General features: G+C 75.3%; 17 protein-coding genes. 6 read left to right on the top strand and 11 right to left on the bottom strand.

The genetic code is table 11. The features are described 5' to 3' along the window. Positions 1–136 precede the first annotated feature (136 nt). Both ABEB16_RS08360 and ABEB16_RS08365 read right to left on the bottom strand, forming a co-directional pair. Positions 137–400 (bottom strand): hypothetical protein, encoded by a 264-nt coding sequence (locus ABEB16_RS08360; RefSeq protein ID WP_345711799.1) that lies wholly within the window; start codon positions 398–400, stop codon positions 137–139. A gap of 66 nt (positions 401–466) precedes the next feature. After that, positions 467–790: a hypothetical protein gene (locus ABEB16_RS08365; protein ID WP_345711800.1), complete on the bottom strand. Its 324-nt coding sequence runs from the start codon at positions 788–790 to the stop codon at positions 467–469. 69 nt (positions 791–859) lie between these two features. Here ABEB16_RS08365 and ABEB16_RS08370 point away from each other — a divergent pair, with 69 nt between their 5' ends. Beyond that, on the top strand, positions 860–991 hold the full coding sequence (locus ABEB16_RS08370) for a hypothetical protein (protein ID WP_345711801.1): 132 nt from the start codon (positions 860–862) through the stop codon (positions 989–991). Positions 992–1,352: 361 nt separating this feature from the next. On the opposite strand, the gene ABEB16_RS08375 is transcribed toward ABEB16_RS08370, so the two are convergent. Both ABEB16_RS08375 and ABEB16_RS08380 read right to left on the bottom strand, forming a co-directional pair. Continuing rightward, positions 1,353–1,820 (bottom strand): hypothetical protein, encoded by a 468-nt coding sequence (locus ABEB16_RS08375; RefSeq protein ID WP_345711802.1) that lies wholly within the window; start codon positions 1,818–1,820, stop codon positions 1,353–1,355. A gap of 35 nt (positions 1,821–1,855) precedes the next feature. Then, positions 1,856–2,122 carry a hypothetical protein gene (locus ABEB16_RS08380; protein ID WP_345711803.1) on the bottom strand — a complete coding sequence of 89 codons (267 nt, stop codon included), beginning with the start codon at positions 2,120–2,122 and terminating at the stop codon, positions 1,856–1,858. 212 nt (positions 2,123–2,334) lie between these two features. On the opposite strand from ABEB16_RS08380, the gene ABEB16_RS08385 reads away from it, so the two are divergent. Continuing rightward, on the top strand, positions 2,335–3,654 hold the full coding sequence (locus tag ABEB16_RS08385; protein ID WP_345711815.1) for an MFS transporter: 1,320 nt from the start codon (positions 2,335–2,337) through the stop codon (positions 3,652–3,654). Positions 3,655–3,674: 20 nt separating this feature from the next. Beyond that, positions 3,675–4,055, top strand: coding sequence for a GntR family transcriptional regulator (locus ABEB16_RS08390; protein ID WP_345711804.1), 381 nt, complete (start codon positions 3,675–3,677; stop codon positions 4,053–4,055). Positions 4,056–4,086: 31 nt separating this feature from the next. On the opposite strand, the gene ABEB16_RS08395 is transcribed toward ABEB16_RS08390, so the two are convergent. After that, positions 4,087–5,319: an acetyl-CoA C-acetyltransferase gene (locus tag ABEB16_RS08395; protein ID WP_345711805.1), complete on the bottom strand. Its 1,233-nt coding sequence runs from the start codon at positions 5,317–5,319 to the stop codon at positions 4,087–4,089. A 94-nt stretch (positions 5,320–5,413) separates the two neighbouring features. Here ABEB16_RS08395 and ABEB16_RS08400 point away from each other — a divergent pair, with 94 nt between their 5' ends. Continuing rightward, entirely contained in the window at positions 5,414–6,328 is a 915-nt protein-coding gene (locus ABEB16_RS08400) for a LysR substrate-binding domain-containing protein (protein WP_345711806.1), read from the top strand. Positions 6,329–6,335: 7 nt separating this feature from the next. On the opposite strand, the gene ABEB16_RS08405 is transcribed toward ABEB16_RS08400, so the two are convergent. Beyond that, complete coding sequence (locus ABEB16_RS08405) at positions 6,336–6,596, bottom strand: hypothetical protein (protein WP_345711807.1); 261 nt, start codon at positions 6,594–6,596, stop codon at positions 6,336–6,338. Positions 6,597–6,839: 243 nt separating this feature from the next. After that, positions 6,840–7,193, bottom strand: coding sequence for a VOC family protein (locus ABEB16_RS08410; protein ID WP_345711808.1), 354 nt, complete (start codon positions 7,191–7,193; stop codon positions 6,840–6,842). 178 nt (positions 7,194–7,371) lie between these two features. Between ABEB16_RS08410 and ABEB16_RS08415 the strand changes: the two genes are divergently transcribed. Both ABEB16_RS08415 and ABEB16_RS08420 read left to right on the top strand, forming a co-directional pair. Continuing rightward, positions 7,372–8,382: an NADP-dependent oxidoreductase gene (locus ABEB16_RS08415; protein ID WP_345711809.1), complete on the top strand. Its 1,011-nt coding sequence runs from the start codon at positions 7,372–7,374 to the stop codon at positions 8,380–8,382. Positions 8,383–8,408: 26 nt separating this feature from the next. Next, positions 8,409–9,512 carry a PLP-dependent cysteine synthase family protein gene (locus ABEB16_RS08420; RefSeq protein ID WP_345711810.1) on the top strand — a complete coding sequence of 368 codons (1,104 nt, stop codon included), beginning with the start codon at positions 8,409–8,411 and terminating at the stop codon, positions 9,510–9,512. Positions 9,513–9,541: 29 nt separating this feature from the next. Here the strand turns inward: ABEB16_RS08420 and ABEB16_RS08425 are convergent, their stop codons facing one another. From ABEB16_RS08425 to ABEB16_RS08440, 4 genes are all read right to left on the bottom strand, one after another. Beyond that, positions 9,542–9,952 (bottom strand): HAAS signaling domain-containing protein, encoded by a 411-nt coding sequence (locus tag ABEB16_RS08425; protein ID WP_345711811.1) that lies wholly within the window; start codon positions 9,950–9,952, stop codon positions 9,542–9,544. Continuing rightward, positions 9,949–10,290 carry a PadR family transcriptional regulator gene (locus ABEB16_RS08430; RefSeq protein ID WP_345711812.1) on the bottom strand — a complete coding sequence of 114 codons (342 nt, stop codon included), beginning with the start codon at positions 10,288–10,290 and terminating at the stop codon, positions 9,949–9,951. Before ABEB16_RS08430 ends, ABEB16_RS08425 begins: the two co-directional genes overlap by 4 nt. A 164-nt stretch (positions 10,291–10,454) precedes the next feature. Further along, a complete protein-coding gene (locus ABEB16_RS08435) occupies positions 10,455–10,901 on the bottom strand; it encodes a cupin domain-containing protein (protein ID WP_345711813.1) in 447 nt (148 codons plus the stop codon). Positions 10,902–10,984: 83 nt separating this feature from the next. Beyond that, positions 10,985–11,249, bottom strand: a 265-nt coding sequence (locus ABEB16_RS08440) for a response regulator transcription factor (RefSeq protein ID WP_345711814.1), incomplete at its 5' end; no start/stop codon positions are given.

The raw sequence follows: 11,249 nt of genomic DNA on the forward strand, positions 1-11,249 counted from the left end.
GCGAACGCGCCCGCCCGGCGGCAGACGAGGACGTTGCCGGCTGCTCGTGACCGCGCCCGCACGGCGCTATGAGGGCGCACGCGCGACCGGCGCCATGACCGTGACGTCGCTCGCAGGGGCGGGATGAGCGTGCGTTTCAGTCTGTTGGGATGTCCTCCAAGTGGAGGCGGTACCACGTGGCGTCGACGGCGAGGTGCAGCTCTGCTCCGCGGCCGCTGAGGTGTCCAGGGGATATGGGCGCACCGTTGGGAAGCACCAGTCGCCGCGGTGGACCGGCCAGCTGCACGCCCTCGTCGGTGAGCTGCAATGGAGTGATGACGTCTGCGTCGCCGCCGTAGCCGCCGATGAGCGCCGCGCGCGAGCCGTCGATGAGCAGTGCACGCGCCCCGCCGACGGGCACGGGGCCGTGATCACGAGTCCGCTCGCCTTCGACACTGACCAGGTGGAAACCGATGTAGGCGTAGACCTAGGCCTTCTCCCCATCGATGTTGAGGGCGTAGCAGTCGTCGATGAAGGGCAAGCCGGCCTCGTCGGGGTGGGGGTAGAGCCACTGCGGTGACAGGTCGGGGCCGAAGCGGACGAGACCGCGGGTGTTGAGCCCGCTGTCGGCGTAGACGCCTTCGTCGAAGTAGCTGGTCCACACCGCACCGCTCGGGGTGGTGAGCAGGTGGGCGATGGCGTCGCCGAGGTGGGCGGTGTGCACCAACCGCCCGTCGTGGTCGTAGACGGCAGCGTTGTGTTCCCCGTGCCGGGCGCGAACGCTGGCCAGCAGAGACTGGCCATCGGGCAACGGCTGCACCAGGGGCCAGCGAGGCGGGGCGGGCAGCGTGGTGTGTGTGCTGAGGCGACCGTCAGGTTGGTGGTGGCTGAGCACGGCACCGCCGTCACCGCCATCACTGCCGTCACCGCCATCACCACTGTCACGGTCCTGCCACAGGGCCAGGGCCTCACCGGTTGGGCCGAAACCAACCGTGATGAGCTTCCGAGGTGATGAGGAGGGGTCAGGAGGGCGCAGGTCGGCGTGGCGGGAAAGCGCCAGCGGAGGGTAGATGAGCACCTTCTGTCTGCGGAGCGACCGCTGCTTCCTCCACTCCTGCCACGATGTCCACATGCCACCATCGTGACCTGCTCAAGTGGGTAGGCGTGACCGTCCGCAGATGGCATGAGCGGACGCTGCGGCACCCGTCATGATCCACAGGACAGGTCCTAGCAGCGACGCCCGGGCCAGGGCCAGTCTGTCTGTCCGCTGTCGGTGCGGCACCTACGCAGCTGCTCTGGCATCACACCCATCCCTCGGTGACGGCGGCGAGCAGGTCATCCGCGACGTCGAGCGGTTCGTCGTGTAGGGCGGCCTAGAGGGCTTCTGCGGCGGCGCGCTCCGCCGACCCGAGGTGGCAGTCGCAGTCGAGCCACTCCGAGGCGTCGTAGGCCTCGCCGATGGTGCCGCCCGGGTAGCCCAGCTCAGGGCTGAGCGCCGCCAGCGCCCGTACCGCTGCGAAGGACTCCGTCCGGCCAGCTCGAGCAGCAGCACGGGCCAGCGCCCGACCTACGAGCCGGCTTCCTTCCTCGGGCCCTCGCCGTGCCTCACTGCTCAGCTCGGTGATCACGGCAGGGACGATCGGGTCGATGAGCCAAGGCGAGTCATCACGCGACAGGCACGCCATCGCCACCGTGGCCTCACCGTTGAGCCCGCGCACGAGCAGCAGCGCCGCGACGCTCGGCCAGCTACTGGTCCGCAGCAGTCCAAGGGCGCTCGTAGAGCGCACGAGCCGGTGCTCATCGTCGGTGAGGACAGATTCTCGCCGCTCGTGCTGCTGCACCAGGCGATGGTGCCAGTGCAGCTGGATGCACACCCCTAGAGGCCGGTGCGGGCGGCGATGTCTCGGGTGGTGGCTGTCGAGGCGCAGAAGAGGTTGATGCTGGTGACGCGGGCACCCAACCGCGCCCAGGACAGAGTGTCCAGGCCGATGTGGCACTGCAGGTGCTCCAGGGCTAGGCCGACCGGTGGTTCATCGGGTAGGTGCGGGGCTAGCAGTGCCAAGTCGTCGAGGACGACGGCGCTGATCCGGGTGGGGTTGGCGATGAAGTCGTCTACCCCGTAGGCGATGAGGTGGAAGGCCACCCGCGCGTCTCAGTTGGCCCAGTTGGCGGCCATGGCAGCGGCGGTCTCGGTCAGGACGGCACCGTAGGGACCCACCCGTCGCTTTTGCCCGAGCATCCGCTCATCGACATGAGAGGAAGATCATCCAGCTCCGTCAAGATCCACAGGGCACGCCCTAGCCTTGCGGTCGTACCCGGCCGGTGCGTCGGGGGGACGGGAGGCGCCTGGTGGACATGGGAACGCCGGCCGCAGCGGCTGCCGCGGTCGCCGGCCGGCGACGCTCGCGGCTGCGGCCGCCGCACCGGGCCTGGCTGGTCGCGGCGGTCACCTTCCTGGTGCTGCTGGCCTCGGCCGCCTTCCGGTCGAGCCTGGGGATCCTGCTCGTGCCCATCGAGGAGGATCTCGGGTGGACGCGCGCGGACACCTCCCTCGCCGTCTCGCTGAACCTCGTCGTCTACGGGCTCGCCGCCCCCTTCGCCGCCGCGCTGCTCGACCGCGTCGGTGTGCGCCGCACCGCGGTCGGGGCGCTGCTGCTCATCGGCGCCGGGTGCCTGGCGACCACGGTGATGACGGCGCCCTGGCAGCTCTCGGCGCTGTGGGGCGCGGTCGTCGGCGTCGGCACCGGCTCGGTCGCCCTCGTGTTCGGCGCGATCGTCGCGGGCCGCTGGTTCGTCGCACGTCGCGGGCTGGTCGTCGGCGTCCTCGGCGCGGCGTGGGCGACCGGGCAGCTGGTGTTCCTGCCGCTGCTGGCCGCGGTGGTCGACGCGTGGGGGTGGCGCGCGGCGTCGCTGGCGGTCGCGCTGGTCTGCGTCGCGCTGCTGCCGGTCGTGGCGGCGGTGCTGCGCGACCGTCCCGCGGACGTCGGGCTGCTGCCCTACGGCGGGACGGCCGAGGACGCGGCACCCGGCGACGGCCCGCCCAGCGCCCGGGCCGCCGTCGCGCACGCCGTCACGGTGCTGCGGGAGGTGTCGCGGACCCGGCCGTTCCTCCTGCTCGCCGGGACCTTCTTCGTCTGCGGCTGGACGACGAACGGGATCATCAGCAGCCACTTCGTCCCCGCGGCGCACGACCACGGGATGCCCGCGACGACCGCGGCGGGGCTGCTCGCCGTCGTAGGCGTCTTCGACATCGTCGGGACGATCGGCTCCGGCTGGCTCACCGACCGGGTCGACCCGCGGCTGCTGCTGGCCGTCTACTACGGCCTGCGCGGGCTCGCGCTGCTCGCGGTGCCGTCGCTGCTCGGGCCGGGCGTCGAGCCGCCGCTGCTGGTGGTCGTCGCGCTGTTCGGCCTGGACTGGGTCGCCACCGTCCCGCCCACCGTCGTGCTGTGCCGCACGGCGTTCGGCCCGCAGCGCGGTGGCATCGTGTTCGGGTGGGTCTTCGCGGCGCACATGGTCGGTGCGGGCGTCGCGGCGGCGGCCAGCGGCGCGCTGCGGGCGGCGTCGGGCGACTACACCCCGGCGTGGCTGCTCGCCGGCGCGGTGGCGGTCACCGCCGCGGCGGCCAGCCTGGTCCTGCCCCGCCCCGGGCCGGGCGCGACCCGACCGGCCTGAGCCGGCCCTACCGTGGTCCGGTGCCCGCGCAGCCGCTCGTCGCCCTGGACGCCGACAGCACCGTCCCGCCGTACGAGCAGGTGCGCTCGCAGGTCCTCGGCGCGGTGCGCACCGGCCGCCTCGTGCCGGGCGACCGCCTGCCGCCGGTGCGGGCGCTGGCCGCCGAGCTCGGCCTCGCCGCCAACACCGTCGCCCGCGCCTACCGCGAGCTGGAGCAGGCCGGGGCGGTCGAGACCCGCGGCCGCGCCGGCACCGTCGTCACCGCCGGCGGCGAGGTCCTGCGGGAGGAGGCCGCCCGTCGCGCCGCGGAGTACGCGCAGGCCGTGACGGCGCTCGGCATCGGCGCCGACGACGCCCTCGCCCTGGTCCGCGCGGCGCTCACCCGCACCGCCGCCGGCTGACCCCCGCGCCCCGGGCCACCGGCGGCGGGGTTCAGGCCGCCGCCTCCCACACCGCCGCCAGGCCCTGCCCGCCGCCGATGCACATGGTCTCCAGCGCCAGCCGCCCACCGCTGCGGTGCAGCTCGTGGGCGAGGGTCGCCAGGATGCGCGCCCCCGTGGCCCCCACCGGGTGCCCGAGGGAGATGCCGGAGCCGTTGGGGTTGAGGCGCTCGTCCTCGGGGTCGAGCCCCCACTCCCGGCAGACGGCGAGGGCCTGCGCGGCGAACGCCTCGTTGAGCTCGATGAGGTCCAGGTCGGCCAGCGTGAGCCCGGCGCGCGCCAGGGCGGCGGCGGTGGCGGGCACCGGGCCGATCCCCATGACGGCCGGGCCGACGCCCGCCACGGCCCAGGAGCGCAGCACGAGCGAGGGGTTGAGCCCCAGCTCCTCGGCGCGGCGGCGGGTGGTGACGACGCACATGGCGGCGCCGTCGTTCTGCCCGCTGGCGTTGCCGGCGGTCACGGTCGCGTCGGGGTCCAGGGCCAGCCGCACCGGCTTCAGGGCGGCGAGCGCCTCCAGGGTGGTGTCCGGGCGGGGGTGCTCGTCGGCCTCGACGCGCACGGGCGCGCGGTCGGCGGTGCCGGGCACCTCCACGGGGACGATCTCGGCGGCGAAGCGACCCTCCCGCTGGGCCCGCCCGGCGCGCTGCTGGGACCGCACGGCCAGCTCGTCCTGCTCGCGGCGGCTGATGCCGTAGTCGCGGCGCAGGTTCTCCGCGGTCTCCAGCATCCCGCCGGGCACCGGGTGGGAGCTGCCGCCGGCGGTCGCCCGCGCGCGGTCGAGGCGGTCGAGCAGCTCCACCTGCGCCGGGTCGACCGGGGGAGCCCCGCGGGGCCGCTCGCGCAGGCCGAGCGCGTAGTGCTCCACCTGCGACATCGACTCCACGCCCCCGGCCACGACGAGCCGGGCCCCGCCGCTGGCGACCTGCCCGGCGGCGGTGAGCACGGCCTGCAGGCCGGAGCCGCAGCGGCGGTCCAGCTGCATGCCGGGCACGCCCGTGCCGAGCCCGGCGTCGAGCGCGGCCGTGCGCCCGACGGCCGGCGCCTCGCCGTTGGGGTTGCTCTGGCCGAGCACGACGTCGTTGACGTCGCCCTCGCCGAGGCCGGTGCGGGCCACCAGCTCCCGCAGCAGGGTGCTGGCGAGGTCCCCGGCGCTCAGCGGTGCCAGGGCGCCGCGGAAGCGCCCCACCGGGGTCCGCAGGGGTTCGCACACCACGATCTCGTCCACCCCGCGACGGTATGCCGGATCGCCGAGATGCTGAAGGACGCGTTCCGATCGGATCAGGACGTCGTGGATATGGGTGCCGTGCGAGGGTGGGGCGGTGGAGCTGCGACACCTGCGGTACTTCGTCGCCGTCGCCGAGGAGCGGCACTTCGGGCGCGCCGCGGCCCGGCTGCACATGGCCCAGCCCCCGCTGTCCCAGCAGGTCCGGGCGCTGGAGGCCGAGCTCGGCGTGGTGCTGCTGGAGCGCACCACCCGCCGGGTCGAGCTCACCGCCGCGGGGGCGGCGTACCTGCTGCGCGCCCGGGCGGTGCTGGCCGCGGTGGACGACGCCGCCGCCGAGGCCCGCCGCATCGGGGCCGGGCTGGTCGGGCGCCTGGCGATCGGCTGCGTCGGCTCCGCCAGCTACACGCTGCTGCCGGCCCTCGCGAAGCGGCTGCGCGCCGAGCTGCCCGACGTCGACGTGACCTGCCGCGGGGAGGTGCTGGTGCCGGACCTCGTGGAGTCGCTGCGCCGCGGCGCGCTGGACCTGGCGCTGCTGCGGCCCCCCGTCGACGCCCCCGACCTGCGGGTGGTGCGGCTGCGCCGGGAGCGGCTCGTCGTGGCGCTGCCCACCGACCACCCCCTCGCCCGGCGGGCCCGGGTGGGGGTCGGCGACCTGCGCGCCGAGCCCTTCGTGCTGCACGCCCGCCGCTCCGTCATGCACTCCCTCGTGGTGGGGCTGTGCCGCGACGCCGGGTTCGAGCCGGCCGTCTCCCACGAGGTCGCCGAGACCTCCACGCTGGTGCAGTTCGTCGCCGCGGGCCTCGGCGTGGCGGTCGTGCCCGAGCCCGTGGCCGCCCTCGGGGTGCCCGGTGTCACCCACCGCCCGCTGTCCGGGCGCACGCGCGTCGACCTGGCCGTCGCCACCCGCGCCGGCGACGACGCGCCGCTGCTGCGGCGGGCGCTGGCGCAGCTGCGCCACCTCGTGCCGGACGCCGGGGTGGACGCCGGGGTGCACGGGGAGCCGGCCTGAGGGGGGCTCAGGCGGCGCCCAGGGCCTCCGCGACGTCGGTGACCACGACGTCGATGCCGGGGATGTTCCAGGCCAGCGCGAGCAGACCGAGGACGACGGCGCACGCGACGAACAGCCCGGTGGTGGGCACGGTCTCGGGCGGCGGGGCGGGCCGCGGCGCCCTGGGTCGTGCCGGCGGGCGCCGGGGGCGCGGGGGTGGTGGGGTCAGGTCGCTGTCGTCGTCGAGCTCGGCCTCGACGACGGGGTCCCCGTGGTGGACGGCGTGCATCTGCTCTCGTCCTCCTCGTGTGCGCGGGTGGCGCGGTCGTCCGCTGACGGCCGCTGCAGAGGTTGTCGGCACGCCGGCGGGTGCCGGAGAGGTGTGTCAGGCGGATGCAGCACGGGCGTGACCCGTCCGGCCCACCCCGTTCCCGCCCGGTGCCCGTGCCGCCCGCCCGGCTGGGCCGTGCGAGGGCACGGCCGCGGTGGGGGCGGTCACCGCGCGCAGCGGTCCCCGGCGCGGGGCCGGGGATCAGTACTCGACGCGGAAACCGCCGATCGCGGTGATCGTGTTGCCGTCGGGGTCGCGCACCGCGGACAGCCGGACGCCCCTGGCGGCCTCCTGGACCTCGCCGGGCTGCAGGCCGCGGGCGCGCAGCCGCTCCACGTGCGCGTCCAGGTCGTCCACCGCGGTGTTGACCTGCCCGGTGCCGGCGCGGTCGGGGTCGTGGAAGACCTGCACCCAGCCGGTGCCGGTGACGCGCCACTCCGCGAGGGTCTCCATGGGGCGGTTGTCGGGGGGCCGGTCGAAGAGCCGCTCGTACCAGGCGACGGCGGTGGCCAGGTCGGTGACGGGGACGACGGCGAGCAGGTGGTCGATGGCCACGGGGTGCCTCCTCGGTGGTGGTGGCCGGGCTGGTGCTCCACCGCGTGCTGACCGCCGCGGGTGCCCGGGCTCATCGCGCCGACCGGGCGTCGACGTGGTGTCCACTCGGTCGACATGGTGTTGAAGGACGGGGTCGGGGAGCTTGCGGTCGTCCCACCACCCCACCGGAGGAGCCCGCATGAGCACCCGCACCGGCCGCGAGATCCGCCTGGCCGCCCGCCCCAGCGGCTGGCCCACCGCCGAGACGTTCGACCTCGTCGAGGTCGACGTCCCCGACCCCGGCCCCGGCCAGGTGCTCGTCCGCAACCTGTTCACGTCCGTCGACCCCTACATGCGCGGCCGCATGGACGACAGGGAGTCCTACGTCCCCCCGTTCCGGGTCGGTGCGCCCCTCGACGGCGGCGCGGTCGGGGAGGTCGTCGCCTCCGGCAGCGACGACGTGCCCGAGGGTTCCCTGGTGCTGCACGGGCTCGGCTGGCGCGACTTCGCCCTCGCCGACGCCGGCGCGTTCCGTGTCGTCGACGCGCACGCCGCCCCCAGCCCCTCCGCCCACCTGGGCGTCCTCGGGATGCCCGGCCTCACCGCCTACGTCGGCCTGCTCGACGTCGCGGGGTTCCGCGAGGGCGACGCCGTGTTCGTCTCCGGCGCGGCCGGCGCGGTCGGCAGCCTCGTCGGGCAGATCGCGAAGCTGCGGGGCGCCGGGCGCGTCGTGGGCAGCGCCGGGTCGGCGGAGAAGGTGGCCCACCTCGTCGACGACCTCGGCTTCGACGCAGCCTTCGACTACAAGGACGGCCCCGTCCGCGAGCAGCTGCGCGCCGCGGCCCCCGACGGGATCGACGTCTACTTCGACAACGTCGGCGGCGAGCACCTGGAGGCGGCGATCTCCGCGCTGCACCGGTTCGGCCGCGTCGCGCTGTGCGGGGCCGTCGCGCAGTACAACGACACCGAGCCGCCGGCCGCGCCGCGCAACCTCGCCGCCGCCATCGGCAAGGAGCTCACCCTGCGCGGGTTCATCGTCGGCAGCCACGGCGACCGGATGCCCGCCTTCGTCGAGGAGGTCGGCGGCTGGCTGCGGGCCGGGCGGATCACCGTCCGGGAGACCGTCGTCGACGGCCTGGAGAACGCGCCGGACGCGTTCCTCGGCATGCTGCGCGGGCAGAACACCGGGAAGATGGTCGTCCGCCTCTGAGATCGCCCCGTGCGAGGCTGGGGGGCGTGGAACCCGCGCCCCCCGGCCCCGCCGACGACGTCCGCTCCACCCGCCTCGCGGACCGGGCGTGGGTGGCCGCGGCCGTGGCGCTGGTGCGGGCCGAGCAGCAGCGCAGCGCCGACACCCACCTGCGCAAGGTGCACGTCCCCGGCCCGGGGGTCGACCTCTACCTCAAGGACGAGTCCACCCACCCCACCGGCAGCCTCAAGCACCGCCTGGCCCGCTCGCTGTTCCTCTACCACCTGTGCAACGGGGCGATCGGCCCGGCCACCACCGCCGTCGAGGCGTCCAGCGGTTCCACCGCGGTCAGCGAGGCGTACTTCGCGCGCCTCGTCGGCATCCCCTTCGTCGCCGTCATGCCGCGCAGCACCAGCGCCGAGAAGATCGCCCTCATCGAGGCCGAGGGCGGCCGCTGCCACCTCGTCGAGCGCGCCGGCGACGTCTACGCCGAGGCCGAACGGCTCGCGGCCGGGTGCGGTGGCCTGTACCTCGACCAGTTCACCCACGCCGAGCGCGCCACCGACTGGCGGGGCAACAACAACATCGCCGAGTCGGTGTTCGAGCAGATGGCGGGCGAACCGCACCCCGTGCCGCGCTGGATCGTGGTGGGCGCCGGCACCGGCGGGACGTCGGCCACGATCGGGCGCTACCTGCGCTACCGCGGGGTGCCCACCGAGCTCGCCGTCGTCGACCCGGAGGGTTCGGCGTTCCTCGACGGGTTCCGCGGCCGACCGGGCGCCACCACCGCCGGTTCCCGGATCGAGGGCATCGGCCGGCCGCGCGTCGAACCCAGTTTCGTGCCCACCGTCGTCGACCGGGTGCTGCGGATCCCCGACGCCGCGTCCGTCGCGGGGATGCGCCTGCTGCGCGAGCGCGCCGGGATCGGCGCCGGTCCCTCCACCGGCACCAACCTGTGCGCCGCGCTGCGGCTGGCGTGCGAGATGCGAGCGGCGGGGGAGGAGGGCAGCGTCGTCACCCTCGTCTGCGACCGCGACGAGCGCTACCGCGCCACGTACGCCGACGACGGGTGGGTCGCGGCGCAGGGCTGGGACCCCGCCCCGCACCGGGAGGTGCTGGCGCGGGCGTGGGACACCGGGGACTGGCGGTAGGCCGCGGAACCCTGCCGCGGCCGGCGCCGTCAGCGTCGCGGGCCCCTCGTGAGCTGCAGCAGCAGGGTCGCGGCCCACGCGGCCAGGACGAGCGCGGCGATCGTGACGGCCACGCCGGGATCGAGGAGGCCGAGCACCTCGGTGCCGTCGCGACCTGCGTCCAGCCCCGACCACAGCAGGGCGCCGACGAGCGACGCGACCAGCCAGCCGACGACGTACCCCGCCCAGGTCCGCGGTGGCGATGCCCGTGCCGTGAACGTCCGCGCGTAGTCGCGGGGCCTGCCGAAGGACTCGACGGCGGACCGGCCGCTCTCGCTCACGTGCTCCTCCACGGTCGCGACGGCGTCGCGGATCTCCTCCTCGTCCAGCCCGCGCCACCGCAGGCGCCGGCCCAGGTCCGCGGTGTACAGCGTCGTGCTCCCGGTCGTCCTCCCGGTCATCGCCGTGCCTCCTCCCCGAACAGCGTCGTCATCGACGTCGAGAACCTCGACCAGGAGGCGCGTCGGCGGTCGACGGCCTGCCGGCCGCGCTCGGTCAGGTCGTAGTACCTGCGGGCCGGTCCGGGGCCGTCGGCCTCCCACCGGCTGGTGAGGAGACCGGCGTCCTCCAGGGAGCGGAGCACCGGGTACAGCGCGCCGCCGGTGATCGTCCCCCAGCCGAGCCGTTCCAGCCGCTGGGAGATCCGGTAGCCGTACATCGGCTCGCCGCCGATGGCCCCCAGGACGGCGGTCGGCAGCAGCCCGCGCTGCCACTCGGCGGGCCAGGGTTCCTCGGCCATGTGCCAAGTGAAACGCGACGTAGGTAGAGAAACAACCTATCCGGGCGCCGATCCGCCGGTGGAACCCGGCGGTGTATGCGGCGCGCGCGGTGTCGCCGTCGAACGCGCGCGCCGCGCGACCCTCCATCGGAAGCGTCCCGAACCGGTCAAGCGCTCGGTACGGCTCACGCACCCGCGAGCGCGACGCCGTGGCGCCCGGTCACCGACAGGATCGCAGCCATCGACTCCTCGACCGGCCGGTCCAGCGGGACGGAGGCGGCGAAGTCGGCGAAGAACCGGCCGGCGCCGTCGCCGGAGGTGATCGCCAGGAGCCGGGCGGAGGCGCCGACGACCCCGAAGGTGGCCGGCGTCCCGGCCGGGACGACGACCAGCCCGCCGGGTTCCACGTCGTACGGCGTGCCGTCGACCAGCGCGGTGATCCGGCCCTCGAGCAGGAACAGAACGCCGCTCCACGGCGAGACGTGCGGGGGCGCCATCGGCGCGGCGGGCGCGACCACCTCGAACACCTCGAAGGCCCCGCCGGCGTCCCGGACGGCGGCCTTCGCGATGTGGTCGCCGTCGATCATGGAGTGGTGCCGGCCTTCTCCGGGCCGGACGTGGACGGTGCTCACAGCTCCTCCTCGTGGCTGGGTGCGAACCCTGGCTGGGTGCGACCAGCCTCCGGCGGCCGGGCGGCCGAGGCGCGAGTGGTGCGCTACCCGATCCCGAGGACGTCGGCCAGCGCGGACCGGTCGGAGACGCCGAGCTTGAGGCCGGCGCGGTAGAGGTGCCCCTCGACGGTCCGCACCGACACGGTCAGCCGCTCGGCGATGGCCTTGTTCGACAGCCCCCGGGCGGCCAGCGCGACGACCTCCCGTTCGCGGGCGCTCAGCGGCAGAGGCCGGAGCGCGGTCGCCAGGGCCGGGGTGCGGGCGCCGGACCGGGCGGCCAGCGTCCCGGCGAGGGCCGCGGCGGAGAGG

It is taken from the genome of Kineococcus glutinatus (assembly GCF_039542765.1).
Taxonomy (GTDB): Bacteria; Actinomycetota; Actinomycetes; order Actinomycetales; family Kineococcaceae; genus Kineococcus_A; species Kineococcus_A glutinatus.

What these genes read in the sequence shown, in the direction of transcription:
- ABEB16_RS08385 (WP_345711815.1), top strand. Translation starts at nt 2,335, where the DNA reads ATGGGAACGCCGGCCGCAGCGGCTGCCGCGGTCGCCGGCCGGCGACGC.
- ABEB16_RS08430 (WP_345711812.1), bottom strand. Translation starts at nt 10,290, where the DNA reads ATGGCCGAGGAACCCTGGCCCGCCGAGTGGCAGCGCGGGCTGCTGCCG.
- ABEB16_RS08425 (WP_345711811.1), bottom strand. Translation starts at nt 9,952, where the DNA reads ATGACCGGGAGGACGACCGGGAGCACGACGCTGTACACCGCGGACCTG.
- ABEB16_RS08405 (WP_345711807.1), bottom strand. Translation starts at nt 6,596, where the DNA reads ATGCACGCCGTCCACCACGGGGACCCCGTCGTCGAGGCCGAGCTCGAC.
- ABEB16_RS08415 (WP_345711809.1), top strand. Translation starts at nt 7,372, where the DNA reads ATGAGCACCCGCACCGGCCGCGAGATCCGCCTGGCCGCCCGCCCCAGC.